At 69.5% G+C, this 16,446-nt stretch carries 16 protein-coding genes; 11 read left to right on the top strand and 5 right to left on the bottom strand.

The window, feature by feature from the left end; all coding sequences use genetic code 11:
* The first annotated feature begins 27 nt into the window (after positions 1 to 27).
* The 3 genes from ACFULV_RS13470 to ACFULV_RS13460 all read left to right on the top strand — a co-directional run bounded on the left by ACFULV_RS13470 (position 28) and on the right by ACFULV_RS13460 (position 3,476).
* A complete protein-coding gene (locus tag ACFULV_RS13470) occupies positions 28 to 912 on the top strand; it encodes a tat pathway signal sequence (RefSeq protein ID WP_378656261.1) in 885 nt (294 codons plus the stop codon).
* A gap of 157 nt (positions 913 to 1,069) precedes the next feature.
* The gene (locus ACFULV_RS13465) at positions 1,070 to 2,491 is read left to right on the top strand and encodes an NAD(P)/FAD-dependent oxidoreductase (protein ID WP_378627277.1); all 1,422 of its coding nucleotides are present in this window, start codon (positions 1,070 to 1,072) and stop codon (positions 2,489 to 2,491) included.
* A gap of 205 nt (positions 2,492 to 2,696) precedes the next feature.
* The gene (locus ACFULV_RS13460; RefSeq protein ID WP_378627276.1) at positions 2,697 to 3,476 is read left to right on the top strand and encodes a hypothetical protein; all 780 of its coding nucleotides are present in this window, start codon (positions 2,697 to 2,699) and stop codon (positions 3,474 to 3,476) included.
* A gap of 61 nt (positions 3,477 to 3,537) precedes the next feature.
* On the opposite strand, the gene ACFULV_RS13455 is transcribed toward ACFULV_RS13460, so the two are convergent.
* From ACFULV_RS13455 to ACFULV_RS13440, 4 genes are all read right to left on the bottom strand, one after another.
* Positions 3,538 to 4,206 (bottom strand): urease accessory protein UreD, encoded by a 669-nt coding sequence (locus ACFULV_RS13455; RefSeq protein ID WP_378627275.1) that lies wholly within the window; start codon positions 4,204 to 4,206, stop codon positions 3,538 to 3,540.
* Positions 4,196 to 4,903, bottom strand: a complete 708-nt coding sequence (gene ureG, locus ACFULV_RS13450; RefSeq protein ID WP_378627274.1) for an urease accessory protein UreG — start codon at positions 4,901 to 4,903, stop codon at positions 4,196 to 4,198. The genes ACFULV_RS13455 and ureG overlap by 11 nt, the downstream gene beginning before the upstream one ends.
* 31 nt (positions 4,904 to 4,934) lie before the next feature.
* Positions 4,935 to 5,585, bottom strand: coding sequence for an urease accessory protein UreF (locus ACFULV_RS13445; protein WP_378656259.1), 651 nt, complete (start codon positions 5,583 to 5,585; stop codon positions 4,935 to 4,937).
* Between the two features lie 106 nt (positions 5,586 to 5,691).
* Positions 5,692 to 7,179, bottom strand: a complete 1,488-nt coding sequence (locus ACFULV_RS13440) for an MFS transporter (protein WP_378656256.1) — start codon at positions 7,177 to 7,179, stop codon at positions 5,692 to 5,694.
* A gap of 91 nt (positions 7,180 to 7,270) precedes the next feature.
* Between ACFULV_RS13440 and ACFULV_RS13435 the strand changes: the two genes are divergently transcribed.
* The 3 genes from ACFULV_RS13435 (at position 7,271) to ACFULV_RS13425 (ending at position 9,775) form a co-directional block, all read left to right on the top strand.
* Entirely contained in the window at positions 7,271 to 7,942 is a 672-nt protein-coding gene (locus ACFULV_RS13435) for a TetR/AcrR family transcriptional regulator (protein ID WP_378627269.1), read from the top strand.
* Positions 7,943 to 7,975: 33 nt separating this feature from the next.
* Positions 7,976 to 8,947 (top strand): zinc-binding dehydrogenase, encoded by a 972-nt coding sequence (locus ACFULV_RS13430; RefSeq protein WP_378656254.1) that lies wholly within the window; start codon positions 7,976 to 7,978, stop codon positions 8,945 to 8,947.
* A gap of 150 nt (positions 8,948 to 9,097) precedes the next feature.
* Positions 9,098 to 9,775: a class I SAM-dependent methyltransferase gene (locus ACFULV_RS13425; protein ID WP_378656251.1), complete on the top strand. Its 678-nt coding sequence runs from the start codon at positions 9,098 to 9,100 to the stop codon at positions 9,773 to 9,775.
* A 20-nt stretch (positions 9,776 to 9,795) separates the two neighbouring features.
* On the opposite strand, the gene ACFULV_RS13420 is transcribed toward ACFULV_RS13425, so the two are convergent.
* A complete protein-coding gene (locus ACFULV_RS13420; RefSeq protein WP_378656249.1) occupies positions 9,796 to 11,016 on the bottom strand; it encodes a DUF418 domain-containing protein in 1,221 nt (406 codons plus the stop codon).
* Positions 11,017 to 11,223: 207 nt separating this feature from the next.
* Here ACFULV_RS13420 and ACFULV_RS13415 point away from each other — a divergent pair, with 207 nt between their 5' ends.
* From ACFULV_RS13415 to ACFULV_RS13395, 5 genes are all read left to right on the top strand, one after another.
* Positions 11,224 to 12,210, top strand: a complete 987-nt coding sequence (locus tag ACFULV_RS13415) for a zinc-binding dehydrogenase (protein WP_378656246.1) — start codon at positions 11,224 to 11,226, stop codon at positions 12,208 to 12,210.
* 169 nt (positions 12,211 to 12,379) lie between these two features.
* Positions 12,380 to 12,826, top strand: a complete 447-nt coding sequence (locus ACFULV_RS13410) for a PaaI family thioesterase (protein ID WP_378627261.1) — start codon at positions 12,380 to 12,382, stop codon at positions 12,824 to 12,826.
* 21 nt (positions 12,827 to 12,847) lie between these two features.
* Entirely contained in the window at positions 12,848 to 13,699 is an 852-nt protein-coding gene (locus tag ACFULV_RS13405; protein ID WP_378656243.1) for an alpha/beta fold hydrolase, read from the top strand.
* An 89-nt stretch (positions 13,700 to 13,788) separates the two neighbouring features.
* Positions 13,789 to 15,012, top strand: a complete 1,224-nt coding sequence (locus tag ACFULV_RS13400; protein ID WP_378656240.1) for a cytochrome P450 — start codon at positions 13,789 to 13,791, stop codon at positions 15,010 to 15,012.
* Positions 15,013 to 15,314: 302 nt separating this feature from the next.
* Entirely contained in the window at positions 15,315 to 16,436 is a 1,122-nt protein-coding gene (locus ACFULV_RS13395; protein WP_378656238.1) for an ABC transporter ATP-binding protein, read from the top strand.
* The last annotated feature ends 10 nt before the right edge of the window (positions 16,437 to 16,446 follow it).

The raw sequence follows: 16,446 nt of genomic DNA, 5'->3' as shown, positions 1-16,446 counted from the left end.
GCCTCCGGTGTGCGAGTGTGGTCCATCGTGCGTGACCGTTCCCCCTCCACCCGTGTCGTTTCCCGAGTCGCAGCAACTGCCTGCCTCCTCGCCGCCGCGGCCGCCCTCACTCCGGGCGTCCCTGTCCTCACCGGTCCGGCCCATGCCGCGCCGCCCGCGCTGACCCAGGTGTCGGTGCCTGGATTCGACGCCGACCTGAGCTCCCGGATCGCCCGGGCCGACGCCTATCTCGCCGGCCGCCCCGGTGTGGTCGGCTACGTGCTGCGCGACCGCAAGACCGGTGGCATCTACGCCAACGAACACGCCGAGAACCAGGTCTGGACCGCGTCCACGATCAAGCTGGCCATCGCCGCCGACCTGCTCAACCGGGCCCGCGTCGGCGCCATCGGCCTGTCCCCCGAGGACCGCTTCAACATCGAGGCGATGCTGGCCACCTCCAACGACCACGCCACCGATGTGCTGTGGCAGAAGTACATCGGCTTCGACCGGATGGCCTACAACAACGCGTTCCGCGCTTACGGCATGGTCAGCCTGATCCCGCAGCCGACCACGACCGCCCTGTTCCCGGACTGGTCGTTCCAGAAGTGCACGGCCGCCGACCTGGATCGGCTGATGAACACCATCCTCGACACCATGCACCCCGACGATCTCGCCTACCTGCTCGACCGGATGCGCTCGGTCGACTCCAATCAGCACTGGGGCGTGTGGGGCGCGGGTGCGTCGATGCGGCCCGGCCTGAAGAACGGCTGGTCGGCCGAGGCCGACGGCTGGGTGGTCAACTCGGTCGGCGTCGCGGGCGCCGGTGAGCGGTACACGCTGTCGATCATGAACGCGCTCGGCGGAGCAGGCGGATACACCGACGGCGCCGAGACCGACACCCGGGTCGCCGAGATCCTTCTCGCAGGTCGCTGACTCGGCGCATCCCGTATCGTCGATCTTGTCGTTCGATGAGATACCGCGTCACACGCCGCTATCGGGTTCTTGTTGCGACGTCACAACCGGAGCCGACTACGGTTAACCCTGTCACCACCACCGCGGGGCCCACCCCAGTCTGTCGAGGAGCGCGACGATGAGCACTGAGTCTGTCGGGAAGCGGCACCACGTAGTGGTGATCGGTTCCGGGTTCGGCGGTTTGTTCGGCACCCGGCATCTGCGCCGAGCCGATGTCGACGTCACGCTCATCTCCAAGACGTCGACCCACCTGTTCCAGCCGCTGCTGTACCAGGTGGCCACCGGTATCCTCTCGACCGGCGAGATCGCCCCGGCCACGCGCCTGGTGCTGCGCAAGCAGAAGAACGCGCAGGTGCTGCTCGGCGACGTCGTCGACGTGGACCTGGCGAACAAGAAGGTCACCTCGCGACTACTCAACCGCGACACCGAAACCACCTACGACAGCCTGATCGTCGCCACCGGCGCCCAGCAGTCGTACTTCGGCAACGACCACTTCGCCACCTACGCGCCCGGCATGAAGACCATCGACGACGCGCTCGAGTTGCGGGCGCGCATCCTCGGCTCGTTCGAACAGGCGGAGCTGGCCACCACCCAGGAAGAGCGCGACCGGCTGATGACGTTCATCGTCGTCGGCGCTGGCCCGACCGGGGTGGAGCTGGCGGGGCAGATCGCCGAGCTCGCCGACCGCACCCTCGACGGCACCTTCCGCACCATCGACCCCCGCGACGCGCGCGTCATCCTGCTCGAGGGCGCCGGCGCGGTGCTCGGCCCGATGGGTCCCAAGCTGGGCGCCAAGGCGGCCAAGCGGCTCGAGAAGATGGGTGTGGAGATCCAGCTCAACGCCATGGTGACCGATGTCGACGCGCACGGCGTGATCGTCAAGGACGCCGACGGCAGCACGCGGCGCATCGAGGCCGTGTGCAAGGTGTGGTCGGCGGGCGTGCAGGCCAGCCCGCTGGGCAAGATGATCGCCGAGCGATCCGAGGGCACCGAGGTCGACCGGGCGGGGCGCGTCATCGTGGAGCCCGACCTCACCGTCAAGGGTCATCCGAACGTGTTCGTGGTCGGCGACCTGATGTCGGTGCCCGGCGTCCCGGGGCAGGCACAGGGCGCCATCCAGGGTTCGACCTACGCGGCCAAGGCGATCAAGGCCGGGCTGCACGGTCAGACGCCGGAGGAGCGCAAGCCGTTCAAGTACTTCAACAAGGGCTCGATGGCCACGATCTCGCGGTTCGACGCCGTCTGCCAGATCGGCAAGCTCGAGTTCAGCGGGTTCCTCGCCTGGCTCGCCTGGCTGGCCCTGCACCTGTACTACCTGGTCGGCTACCGCAGCCGAATCGTCACGGTGATCGGCTGGTTCGTGTCGTTCCTCGGCCGCAACCGCGGTCAGATGGCGGCGACCGAGCAGTGGATCTTCGCGCGGCTCGCGATCGAGGAGGTCAACGCCGATCAGGCGGAGGCCAAGGAACTCGCGGCCGATGTGGGCGCGCCGCCTGCCACCGCCGAACCGCTCACCGCGGAGCAGCGCAAGATCGGCTGACACAGCTCTACGCAGGCCGGGTGGTTCCGTCGAACCACCCGGCCTTTCGCGTGCCAGTTGCCTTTCCTCGGACCGCTGTTGCGGGTTGCCGACGTTTCGGACCCATCCGAGTCGGGCGCCGGTCCGAATGTCGGAGGTCATATGTGTGACCAATCCCCAGGATGAAAGGTGATCTATGGCGACGGGGAAACACAGGGCGCCGAACTTGCAGCGACAGAAGGTAGGTTCGGTCGTCGCAGCCGGAGCGGTACCCCTGGTCATGGCCCTGATCGGCACGGGCACCGCGAATGCCGATCCCGCGCAAGCGGCGGTGACCCAGCCCGAGCATCAGCCCGGACCGGAGTTCGACGCGGTGGCGCCCAACGCCACCCCTTACGTGGGGCAGCCGATGCCCGCGAACACCCGCAGCTCGCTGCAGTGGTCGCGGACGGGGCCGGAAATGGATTACCTGTCCCCGGTGGGACCGCTGCACGCACCGACCGCGGTCGCGCCGGTGCCGCCGATCCTGCCACCGCCGGGCCAGTTCCGCTTCGGTGACCAGCAGGTTCCGGTGCCGGACTTCGTGCCGGTGGACACCTCGATCCAGATCAACGACGCCGCGGCCAACACCGAGGCCAACCTGGCGACATTCCTCGACTCGGTCGGGCTCGAGCGCAGCCGCTCGGACCGGATCGCTTCCGAGACCCTCGGTTCGGCGGCCAGGGGCGCCGCGGTCGGTTCCACCGTCGCGATCCCGTTCGCCATGATGGCGAGCACGGGTGGCGCGTTGGCGGGGCTCGTCGCCGGAATCCCGTTCGTGCCGATCGGTTTGGTCGCGGGTCCGATCCTGGGCGGCATGGCCGCGTACATGGCCGTGTCGATCCCCGTCACGGTCGTCGGCGCCGGTATCGGTGCGGCGGTGGGTGCGGCGAGCGGTTTCCTCGCGCCGCCGCGGGGGATGGTCCCCGAGGCCGCCGACAGCGAAGCCGAGCTCGTCAACGCTTGATCGAATTCCCAGCGGTGGGAGTCGGGCTCTTGCTGCCCGGCTCCCACCGCCTTTTCGTCAGCTATCCGGACGCGAACGCGAGCGCGCGCAGGCGGCTGCTCGTGCGGGTGGCGAGCGAGCCGCCCGCGGCCAGCGGCAGCCGAACCTCGTCCACGCTGCCCGACCAGGCAGGACGATGGTCCGGGTAGACCAGTTCGCTGTCGAGCGCACGGGCCCCGCTCAGCCGATCGTCGGTCGACGAACCCGCTCCGAGCTCGAGCCGGTGCCGAAGCAGCGGCACGTCGCCCAGGTCGGCCAGCAGATCACCGCGCCACCCGCCGCCGTCCTCGCCGCTGCGGCCCACCTGCACCCGCTCCCGCAGCCGCAGCCGCGCGTCGGGCGCCACCTGGACCGTGGTCACCACCTGATGGTGTGCGCCACCGGCCACGATCGTAGGTTCCGGATCGAAATCCAGTTCGGCGCCTTCGCCGATGTCGAAACGCCAGTGCGCGTTCGACATCATGGTGTCCGCGCCCGGTAGGGCGATCGTCGCCGCCACCGAACGAACCACCAGCCGGGCGCCGGGGCGCACGACGATGGTGATGTCGAGTTCGTCCCCGCCGAGCGGGGTCGCCGCGGTACCGATCAGGTGCACGGTGTCGATACCGGTGTGCCGCCCGGCCAGGCCGCCGACCGCGTCGATGCGGGGCAGCCTGCCCGGTGCGGCGACGATGCTCAGTTCAGTGCGCAACGCCGGTGGCCGCGTCCTGTTCGGCGGCGACCCGCAGCTGCTCGCGCACCCAGGCCAGGACCGGGGTGGCGGCCGGGTCGTCGGTCAGCGAGACCAGGGCGGTGGGGCGGCCGTCGCGGACCTTGGCCGCGTCACGCTCCATCACACCGAGGTCGGCGCCGACCAGCGGGGCGAGGTCGGTCTTGTTCACCACGAGCAGGTCGGAGAAGGTGACGCCGGGGCCGCCCTTGCGCGGCACCTTGTCGCCGCCGGCCACGTCGACGACGAAGATCTGCACATCGATCAGGCCCGACGAGAAGGTGGCCGTGAGATTGTCGCCGCCGGATTCCACCAGGATCAGGTCCAGCGGCGGATTGGCCGCGACCAGATCGTCGATGGCGTCGAGGTTGGCGGTGATGTCGTCACGGATGGCGGTGTGCGGGCAGCCGCCGGTCTGCACGGCGGTGATCCGCTCGTCGGGAAGCACGGCGTGGCGGCGCAGGAAGTCCGCGTCCTCGGTGGTGTAGATGTCGTTGGTCAGCACCGCGAGGGACAGTTCGTCGCGCAGCTGCCTGCACAGAGCCGCCACCAGCGCGGTCTTGCCGGAGCCGACGGGGCCACCGATGCCGATGCGCAGCGCTTCACCGGCGGTGCGGTCGCGCTTGGGCCGGTCGTGGCTGTGATCGTGCGGTTCGCCATCGATCAGATGGGGAGGCATGGGGGCTCCATTCTTCTCGGAATCACGGGGGTCAGGACGCGAACAACGGCATGTCGCGCTGGAGGTGACGTTCGGCGAGGGCGTCCTGCAGTGGATCGGACAGGGCGGCGAGGCCGGCGGCGGCCTCGGCGGCGACCCGGTCGCACAGCGGTGCCAGGCGCACGGTGCTCGCGGCGATGGCGGCGGGATCGAGGGCCAGCAGTCGTTGCGCGGCGGTGGCGGCGCCGGTGAGCGTCGTGTAGACGACCACACCCGCCAGCTGTTCGGTGCTCGCTCCGCTCGCGGCGCCGACCATGCCGAACACCGTCGACAGATGCGGGCGCGGACCTACCGCGGCCCAATCATGGTGCGGCCACAGCTGTTTGGCCAGGCGGAGCAGCCCCCGGCCTTGCGCGCGCGACGCCGCTCGCGCGGCGGGCGAGGGCGTGCGGGCGTCGGCTTCGAGCTCGGCGCGTTCGGGCGTGAGCGCTGCGCCGCACACTGCGGCGGCCAGCGACGCGCTGACCAGTCCCGAAGTCGATACCCGGCGCCGCAGATACAGCTCCACGCTCGCGTTGTCGCGCAGCAACCCCGATGACACCGCTTCCTCGACGCCGCCGGAGTGCACGTGTCCACCGATGGGCAGGCGCGAATCGGCCAGGGCGAGCAATGTCGCCAGTCCCGCCGCACCCTCGTTTCGCATCCGCCGATCCTATGCAACGAACCTGGACGTCTGCCCGGTGAGGCCGCCCGGCCCGGCACACCGTGGCGGCGATCACGCCGCCCGGTGGTCGTGACCGGCGGGCGATTCAGCGCGCGTCGGTGGTCGTCGTATCGCTGCGAGCCGAGCGCCAGGCCAGGACCGCCATCGCGATCAGCAGCAGTGCGCCGCCCGCGGTCGCGACGTGCATGCCGCTGACGAAGGATTCGCGGGCCGCGTGGATCAGCCCGTCGTCGCCGGCGGACTCCAGGAGGGTGTCGCCCAGCGTCTCGCCGAAGTCGCCGCCGGAACGGAACACCAGCGCGGCCACCGAGCCGAGCAGGGCGAGACCGAGCGCGTTGCCGAGTTCGAAACTCGTTTCGGAGATCCCGACCGCCGAACCCGCCCGCTCGGCGGGCACCGCCGACACCGCGACATCCGACACCAGGGTGAACGAGAAGCCGTACCCGATACCGGCGATCACCGAGCCCGCGATGTACCAGCCGAGGCCGCCGTCGACACCGACGCCGAGCAGCATCAGGTTGCCGATCGCCGACAGCAGGAGCGCGAGCGTGAACGTCGCCCGCACGCCGAGCCGCAGCCCGAGCCGCGCGCCGCTCATCGAGCACACGAACACCGCGATCGCCATCGGAATGCCGAGCAGCGCGGCGGCCAGCGGGTCACGCCCGGTGACCGACTGCAGGTAGATGCTGGTCAGGTAACTCAGCGCGGCGAGCGACATCATGCCCGCCATGCTGGCCCCGATCGCCACCCGGAACAGCGGCCGCGTGAACAGCGACAGGTCGAGCAGCGGTTCCGTGAGATGCCGCTGCCTGCGCACGAACAGCACGAGCAGCCCGACGCCGATCATGGCGATCACCAGCGACACCGCGTCGAGGCCTTCGGCGGCGATGTGTTTGATGCCGTAGATCAACGGCAGGATGCCGCCGATCGACAGCGCGACGCTGGGCAGATCGATCGGTCCCAGCGCGGCGGAGCGATGTTCGGGCAGCAGGATCGGCCCGAAGATCAGCAGAATCGCCAGTACCGGGATGTTGATCAGGAATACCGAGCCCCACCAGAAGTGGTGCAGCAGGACGCCGCCGATGATCGGCCCGACCGCCGAACCACCGGCGAAGAACGCGGTCCAGATACCGATCGCGGTGGCCCGTTGCCGGGTGTCGGGGAACAGGGTGGAGATCAGCGCCAGGCTCGACGGCAGCAGCGTCGCACCGCCGATGCCCATGAGTACGCGGGCCGCGATGAGGATCGGCGCGGTGGGCGCGAACGCGGCGAGCACCGACGCGACACCGAAGATGGCGGCGCCGGCGAGCAGGATGTTGCGTCGGCCGATCCGGTCGCCGAGGTTGCCCATGGTGATGAGCAGACCCGCGAGCATGAACCCGTAGATGTCGAGGATCCAGAGTTGTTGCGACGCGGTGGGATCCAGGTCGGCCGTGAGGGTCGGCATGGCCAGAAAGAGCACCGAGATGTCCATCGACACCAGCAGCACCGGCAGCAGCAGCACGCCCAATCCGAGCCATGCGCGGCGTCCACCGGCGACTGCGGTGGGCACCGCCGGTTCCAGCTTCGTCATTCCGACATCCTTCCGAGGTTGTGCGTACGCCGTACGCGAGAGCTGGGTACAGTGTACGCATGAAGGTTGTATTACGAAAGCGAGTCATGGGATGACCGAGACGAAGCTCACCCGCACGGCGATCGTCGACGCCGCGATCTCCCTCGCCGACGCCGACGGACTCGACGCGGTGTCGATGCGCCGCATCGCCGACCGCCTCGATGTGGGCACCATGTCGCTGTATCGGCACGTGGCGAACAAGGACGAACTCATCGCGGCCATGACCGACGAGATCGCCGCCCGGCATCCCTACCCCGATCCGGCCGGTCGCGGGTGGACGTGGCGCGACCGGGTGCGCATCGCCGCGGAGATCGATTGGGAGCTCTATCAGCAGCATCCCTGGGTGCTGCTCACCTTCGCGGTCCCCCGCTACAGCTTCGGCCCGCAGGGCCTGACCAGCCTGGCATGGCTGGTCGAGGGCCTGCGCGAACTCGGCGTGACCGCCCGCGAGGCCACCACGATGGGATTCTCCGTCTGGAACTACATCTCCGGCGCCAGCTTGCCGGTGGTCGGCGGCGCACTGCTCGCCGAGAAGCGCACCGCCACCGACGACACCAACGGCCTGCGCGATCTCCTCGAGGGCAAACCCTCCTTCCCCGTCCCGCCGGCGCTGGCCGATCTCGAAGGCGCCGGGGTGAGCGACCTGACCTCCGAGGACCTGCTGTTCCTCGGTCTCGAAGCGCTCTGTGACGGTTTCGCCGCGCGGGCCGCCCGTCGCGCTTGACCTCGAGCACCGTTCAGGTTGAACACTGACGTCATGCATGCGATTCAGCTCCACGAGTTCGGTCCCGCCGAGAACCTGCGCTACGAGTCGATCCCGGATCCGACACCGGGCCCGGGTCAGGTGCGCATCGAGGTGGCGGCCTGCGGTGTCCACCTCGTCGACACCGCGTTACGCCGTGGTGAGCCGGGCCCGTTCCCGGTGCCCGCGCTGCCGACGGTCCCCGGCCGCGAGGTCGCCGGGGTCGTGGACCGCGTCGGCGACGGCGTCGACGGCGCCCTGCTCGGTACGCGCGTCGTCGCCCACCTGGGCACCGCACCGGGTGGCTATGCCGAGCTCGCGGTCACCGAAGCCGAACGCCTCCTTGCCATTCCGGACGGCGTGAGCTTCAGCGCCGCCGTGGCGATGGTCGGCACCGGTCGCACGGCGCTCGGCATTCTCCAGTTCACCGATCTCAATGCCGACAGCGTCGCCGTGGTGACCTCGGCCGCCGGCGGGATCGGCACCCTGCTGGTCCAGTACGCCGTCGCCGCGGGCGCCACGGTGGTCGCGCTCGCGGGTGGACCGGACAAGGTGGCCATGGTGCGCGCCAACGGCGCCGATATCGCGGTCGACTACACGCTGCCGGATTGGCCGGCGAGGGTGCGCGCCCAGCTGGGTGGTCGGGCCGCGACCGTCGTGTTCGACGGCGTCGGCGGGCCCGTCGCCGAAGCCGCCGTCGATCTGCTCGGCCCCGGCGGCGCCCATCTGGTGTTCGGCTGGTCGTCCGGTGCTCCAGCACAGGTGGACACCGCCACGCGCGGCATCACCTCCGACACCGTGCTCGGCCCGCCGATGATCCAGCGGGCGGGCGGTGACCTGCGCGTCCTGTCCGAACGCGCACTCGCCGACGCGGGCACGAGCTTGTTCCGCCCCGCGGTGACCGAATTCCCCCTGGCCGAGGCCGCCACCGCCCACCACGGTCTCGAATCCCGTGCCACCACAGGCAAAGTCGTGTTGATCCCCTGACAGGTCGAGATCATCGGGCTCCGGTGGTGGTGATCCGGTCGGCATATCCGGCAACCTGGGCCTGATGATCAACCGGCCAGCTCACCGGTCGTCGGGCGCGTCCCCGAATGTCGGACGACGAGCCGACCGTCGGTGGTGAAGACTGGACCTATGACCGACGCGCAGCCGTCCGCCGATCGTCGCCTCGCCGCTCAGGCGCTGGCCGCGAACGATCCGACCGGATGGTTCGAACCGCTCTACGCCGAGGCCGCCGCAGGGACCTCGGTGGTTCCGTGGGATCGCGACGTCCCCAATCCCCTGCTGGTCGACTGGCTCCGCACCGCCACCCTGCCCCAGGGAGCGCGGGCCGTGGTGATCGGCTGCGGATACGGCATCGACGCCGAATTCGTTGCTTCCCAAGGCATCCGAACCACCGCCTTCGACATCTCCCCCACTGCGATCCGTGGCGCCCGCGCCCGTTTCCCGCATTCCCCCGTCACCTACAAGGTTGCCGACCTCCTCCACCCGCCGCCGACCTGGCGCCACGCCTTCGACCTGGTCATCGAGTCGATCACCGTTCAATCCCTGCCCCTGGACGTCCGCACCCACGCCATCACCGGTATCCGAGACCTCCTCGCGCCCGACGCGACCCTGCTCGTGATCTCCGACATCAGCCAGACCCCCGCCACCACCGGCCCGCCGTGGCCGCTCACCCGCGCCGATATCGACTCTTTCACCGCCCCTGACCTGACCCTGGTCCGGGTGGAAACCATCTCCCGTGCCGACGCCTCAGGTCTGCACCGCTGGCGGGCGGAGTTCCACCGGCCGCCGCAGCCGGCCGCCGGCTGACAGAGCGCCGAGTCGGCGGCTCAGGCGCCGGGCGGAGCATTCCGCACGGCAGGGCGCCGCCACGCCGGGACGGTCAGGTAGGTCGCGGCGCGCAGCAACCACTCCACCGGACCGTACGAATGACCGCGCAGCCACCAGGTGCTGAACGCGAGCTGGGCGGCGAAGGTGAGAAGGGCGATCGCGACGACGCCCAGGGGTGCGATGTCATCGGCGAGGGCGAGGCCGTATCCGGTGTAGACGAGCATCAGCACCACGGATTGCCCGATGTAGTTGGTGGCGGCCATGCGCCCGGCCGGGGCGAGCAGGGCGGTGTAGCGGCCCAGGCGTGCGGACTGCGCGGCTAGCAGGATCGCGGCGACATAGGCGAACGTCATGAACGGGTTCACCAGCATTTGCAGGCCGTGGATCACCGCGGGGGCGTGCCACCAGGTCATCGACTCGGCGAAGGTCATCGCCGAGATCGGCAGGCCGATGCCGAAGCCGATCACCAGTGCGCGAAAGGACCAGCGGCGCAGCGTATCCGGATCCGCGAACAGGTTTCGTTTGCCCGCCGCCATGCCGATCAGGAACATCGCCAGGCTCGGCACGCCCTGACCGAACCAGATCAGCAGCAGGAACACCGGCGCGAGCGCCGTCTGCGCGGAGAACGTCGACCCGAAGTCGGCGGTGTAGTCGGCCGATATCGCGGGCAGGTCGACGAACTCACCGAACGCGAGAAGACCGGCGCTGCCCGGCAGGAAGCTCCACGCCGACCACACCGCGTACAGCACCACCGCGGTGATCACCGCGGTCCGCGGCCGCACTTTGCGCAGCGCGATGAGGGTCAGGCACAGGAACGCGTAGAGGGTGAGGATGTCCCCGATCCACAGCAGATAGACGTGGACGAGTCCGATCGCCATCAGCGCGGCACACCGCCGCAGCAACCGCCGCACCGGCGAAGCCCCCGCACGCTGGGCCGCCGCGATCTGCAACGTGAACGAGTACCCGAACAGAAACGCGAACAGCAGGTAGAACCGCCCGGCGAACAGCGCGTCGACGGTGGCTCGTACCAGCAGGTCGACGGTGCCGTCGAAGCGCAGTACCGGATCCTCGCGCGTGCCTACCACCGACCACAGCGAGGTCGCCACGACCACGTTGGTGATCAGGATCCCGAACAGGGCGAACCCACGCAGGATGTCGACCTCGGCGATCCGCGATCCGGATCGCACTGCGGGCGAGCGTGTTCCGAGCGCGTCTGCCATGCTCCGAGGGTACGCACGCCACCCGGTCACATTCGTCCACCGTGCGAGCTATTTTCAGGCCCTGTCGGAGTGACCCGCTCTCAGCCCTGCGAGGTATTGACAGCCGGGTCCGAGCATGGGCATCCCTGAGCCACCCGAGACCGACACGGTGCCACAATGGAGCACGATCACGCTCGGCAGGGACTCGCAACCACCACGGAGGCGGACATGCAGGCAGTTGTCATCGACGAATTCGGCGAACCGAAGGATGTGCTCACCGCGCAGCAGGTGCCCACCCCGGAGCCCGGGCCGGGTGAGGTGCGGATCGCGATGTCGCTGTCGCCGATCCACAATCACGATCTGGCGATCATCCGCGGCGTCTACGGCTACCGGCCGCCGCTGCCCGCGATCCCCGGAACCGAGGCGGCCGGCGTCGTCGACGCGGTCGGCCCCGGTGTCGACGCACTTCAGGTCGGTCAGCGGGTGGCGATCGCCGGGGTCCGTGGAGCCTGGGCGGATTCCTTCGTCGCCCGCGCCGAGCAAGCGGTGCCGATGCCGGATTCCGTGCCCGACGAGACCGCCTGCCAGCTGCTAGCCATGCCGCTGAGCGCCCTGATGCTGCTCGACGATCTACAGGTGCGAGCCGGTGAGTGGATCGTGGTGAACGCCGCCAACGGCGCGGTCGGTCGCCTGGTCAACCTGTTCGCGAAGGAACGCGGAGTGCGGGTGCTGAGCCTGGTCCGCGGCCAGTCGTCGGTGCAGGCGCTGGAAAAGCTCGGCTATGGTCCCGTGCTCGACACCGAATCGGTGGGCTGGCTCGCCACCGGCGCCGACATCACCGGCGGCGAACCGATCGTGCGCGCCGTCGACCAGGTCAGCGGTCCGGCCGCGGGCGATCTGATGGCGCTGCTCGCCCCGCGCGGTGAACTGATCTCCTTCGGCGCGCTGTCGGGCAAACCGCTGATCATCGACACCGGCGCCGTCATCTTCAAACAGGCTGTGGTGAAAGGGTTCTGGGGCCAGCAGCGCAGTTCCGACATCGACCGCGCCGATTACGTCCGGCTGATCACCGAACTCGTCACCCTCGCCGCCAACGGCACCCTGCGACTGGATGTCCAGGCCGATTTCGCGCTCGCGCAGGCCGCCGAGGCCGCGGTGGTGTCGGAAACTCCCGGCCGCAACGGCAAAGTGGTCCTGCACGCCGGAACTCGCTGAGCGCTCGGCCGGGCGGGTGAACGCGCCACTCGCCCGGCCGAACTCTTTCCGGACTCCCAACAGCAGGCGAAATTTCGGCGATGGGCTGTTCCCGCGCGCCGTCAGCGGGCAGGATTCGCCGCAGGAGGAGCGGCGACGCCGCGCCGCTGCCGAGCAGAGGACTGAGCCGATGACCGCAGCACAGGCCCCCAATCCCGACTTCGCACAGCTGGTTCCCAGCGTCGTGCTGTCCATGCCCGCCGCCGCGCACCTGGGTTTCCACTTCAGCCGGGTCGAGCCCGGCGATGTCGAGATCGTGCAACCACACCGGCGCGAACTCACCCAGCACGACGGCTATTTCCAGGGCGGGGTCCTCGGCTCGCTCGCCGATTTCGCCGCCGGTTCGGCCGCGGGCACGCTGCTGCCCGCAGGCTGGGTGAACATGACCATCGACTACACCGTGAAGATTCTCGCGCCCGCCAAAGGCCCGAACGTGGTCGCCCGCGGCCGGGTGATCAAGCCCGGCGCACTGCTCACGATCGCCGCCGCCGAGGTGTTCTCGGTGGAGGAGACCGGCGAAGTCCTGTGTGCCACCGCGCTGGTGACGATGCGCAACGTCCGCCTCGCGGCGGCCTGAGCACCGGCGGCGAGTGACCTCATGCCGATCATTCAGATCGACAGTGTTCCGATCTCCTACACCGACACCGGCGCTCCCGCGGGCAAACCGGGCGCCGCCACCGTGGTCTTCGGCCACGGATTGCTGTTCGGTGGCTGGATGTTTCGCGCCCAGCTCGCGGCCCTGCAACGCGACTACCGGTGCGTCACCCTCGACTGGCGCGGCCAGGGCGATACCCCACCCACCGCCGGCGGCTATGACATGGACACTCTCGCCGCCGATGCGGTAGGCGTGATTCGCGCTCTCGACGCGGGCCCCGTGCACTGGGTCGGGCTGTCCATGGGTGGCTTCGTCGGCCAACGATTGGCCGCCAGGCACGGCGAACTCCTGCGATCGCTCACCCTCCTGGACACCAGCGCTCGCGCCGAGGATCCCGCCAAGATCAACGAATACCACCGTCTGGCCCTGGCAGTGCGCTGGCTCGGCATCCGCCCCATCGCCGGCCGGGTGGCCACGCACCTGTTCGGCCCCGCCTTCCTGGCTTCCCCCACCGGCAAGGAAGTTGTTCGCGAGTGGTCGCGTCGCCTGGCCGCGATCGACCGTGTCGGTACACGAAACGCCGTCCACGGTGTCACCGAACGTGGCGCCGTCGACGGCGAACTCCCGGCGATCACCGTTGCCACCCAGATCATCGTCGGCGAGGACGACGCCGCGACCCCGCTCCCGCATGCCCGCCACATCGCCTCGCTCATCCCGCATGCCCGGCTCCACACGATCCCCGCGTGCGGTCACTCGAGTTCCCTCGAACAACCGGAGACCGTCACCGAGCTCCTGCGGGATTTCCTGGCATCGGTCGAGTCGAGTACCTCGACGGCGGAGCCACACCCCACCTGATCGCGAATTCGCTTTCGTCACAGGGTGTTCCGTGGTGCGGGTATCCACGGTCGATGCGCGCTGGGCCCGGCGCGGGTACCGTCGATTCGATGGCCGACCTCACCGCTTCCGCCCCAGTCGAGTCCATCGGCGCCGACTTCTTCGACGATCCGCACGCGCAGTACCGCCGGTGGCGGGCCGAGGGTCCCGTCCATCGGGTTCGCTTCCCCGACGATGTCGTCCGCTGGGTGGTCGTCGGCTATCCCGAAGCCAAGATCGCGCTCGCCGACCCGCGCTTGCGCAAGGATGTCGTGCGGATCGACGCGATCCTGCACACCAAGCGGGACACCACGGCGACGGACCCGAATATCGTCGCGCTCCTGAGCCATATGCTCGGCACCGACCCGCCCGTGCACACCCGCCTGCGCAAGCTCGTGAACAAGGCTTTCACCAGCCGCCAGGTCGCCCTGCTGCGACCACGTATCGAGCAGATCACCGCGTCGCTGCTGGACGCGATGGGTGATCGCGACGAGGTCGATCTGATGAACGATTTCGCCAATCCCCTTCCGGTGACGGTGATCTGCGAGCTGCTCGGTGTCCCGTTCGAGGATCGCGCGGATTTCCAAGCCTGGACCAAGGCCCTGGTCACGGTGGTGGGCGAGGGCGAGCAGGACGAGCGTCCCGCCGCGTCGGCCGCGATGGTCGGCTATCTCGCGAAGCTGGTGCGCACCAAGCAGTCCGCGCCCGCCGAGGATCTGCTGTCCCAGCTGGTCCTCGCGGACGACGAGGGCGATCGGCTCACCGATCAGGAGCTGGTGTCGATGGCGTTCCTGCTGCTGGTCGCGGGCCACGAGACCACGGTGAACCTCATCGGCAACGGCGTCCTGGCCCTGCTCCGCCACCCCGAACAGTGGCGGGCCCTGCGCGCCGACCCCACCGGTGTCCCCGCCGCGATCGAGGAATTCCTGCGCTTCGACGGCCCCGTCGACATGGCCACCGCCCGCTACACCGCGGAACCGGTCACGCTGGGCGACATCGAGATCCCCGCGGGCGAGATCGTCTACGTCGCCCTCTCGGCCGCCAACCGCGACCCCGCCCGCTTCGCCGCCCCCGACACCCTCGCCACCGACACCCCCACCGCCAGCCACCTCGCCTTCGGCCACGGCATCCATTTCTGCGTCGGCGCCCCCTTGGCCCGCGTAGAAGCCGAAATCGCCTTCACCGCCCTCCTGCACCGCTACCCCGACCTGACCCTCGCCCCCACCGCCGACCTCCGCTGGCAAACCAGCACCCTGATCCGAGGCCTACTCGAACTACCGGTCCGGCTGCGCTGAAGTCTCGGCTGGTATCTGATTCGCACCACACCTACCTGCGAGAACGCGGTGGTCGGAACTCGATGATCCACCGTCCGAAAACAGCACTGACCGCCACCACGATGGAGATCCACGCCCCGGGGCGGAGCTCTCCACCATCGGCCGATCACCCGGTGACAGCCTCGCCGAACCCCACCAACGTCTGACGAGCACGACGAGCACCGATGGTGCGGTTCGTGCGTCGGTGGGGTCGAGATGATTGGACCGATCGACGTTCACTATCGCCCCGGCACGGGGGCCTTGGCGGGCTCGACACTGGGCGCATGGCACGACTGCAGATCGAAGCGGTGTCGAAGAAGTTCGATGCCGAGTACGCGGTGCGCGAGGTGAGTCTCGACATCGCCGATGGTGAGTTCATGGTGTTGCTGGGGCCCAGTGGCTGCGGCAAGTCCACGTTGTTGCGGATGATCGCGGGGCTGGAGGAGCCGAGCGCGGGGCGGATTCTGGTGGGCGACGTCGACGTGACGGACGCGGCGCCACAGCGGCGGGATCTGGCGATGGTGTTCCAGAGTTACGCGCTGTATCCGCATCTATCGGTGGCGCGCAACATCGGGTTCCCGTTGCGGGCGCGGCGCAGGCCGCGCGCGGAGATCGCGCAGCGGGTCGCCGAGGTGTCGGCGACGCTGGAGATCTCGGCGCTGCTCGAGCGTCGCCCGGTCGCCCTGTCCGGCGGACAGCGGCAACGAGTCGCGCTGGCACGCGCCATGGTTCGCGATCCCGGCGCGTTCCTGATGGACGAACCGCTGTCGAACCTCGACGCGAAACTGCGCAGCGCGACCCGCGCCGAACTGATCGCGCTGCACCAGCGCCTCGGCGCGACCTTCCTCTACGTCACCCACGATCAGGTCGAGGCGATGACGATGGCGACGCGCATCGCGCTGCTCAACCAGGGCCGCATCGAACAGTGCGGCACCCCGGAGGAGCTCTACGATCGCCCGCGCTCGACCTTCGTCGCCGGCTTCCTCGGCTCACCGCCGATGAACCTGTTCCCCGCCGTCGTCACCGCGAGCGACGGCCATATGACGGTGATGGCCGACGGCATCGATGCCGCGCTGGACATCACCGAGGATTCCGGCGACGCCACCGCCGTCGTCGCCGGAATCCGCCCGGAACGCCTGCGGATCGACGACACCTCGACCGATGTCCGGGGGCGGGTACGGATGGTCGAGAACCTCGGCAGCGAAGAACTCGTGCACCTCGAGTCCGGCCTCTGTGTGCGCGCGGCCCGTCCGGCCGGTGTCCGGGTGGGCGAGGACATCGCCTGCCGCGTCGACCCCGCCGACATCCACCTGTTCGACCCCGACACCGGCCTGCGGCTGACGTGGCAAGCGCCCAGCTCCACCGCGGAACCGGCCGTCGACGCGGCCGCGATCCCCGTCCCCTGATTTCGGCACC

It is taken from the genome of Nocardia sp. NPDC057272 (assembly GCF_042668615.1).
Classification (GTDB): domain Bacteria; phylum Actinomycetota; class Actinomycetes; order Mycobacteriales; family Mycobacteriaceae; genus Nocardia.
The sequence above is the reverse complement of the archived record's forward strand: the minus strand, read 5'-3'. Positions and strand labels throughout refer to the sequence as shown.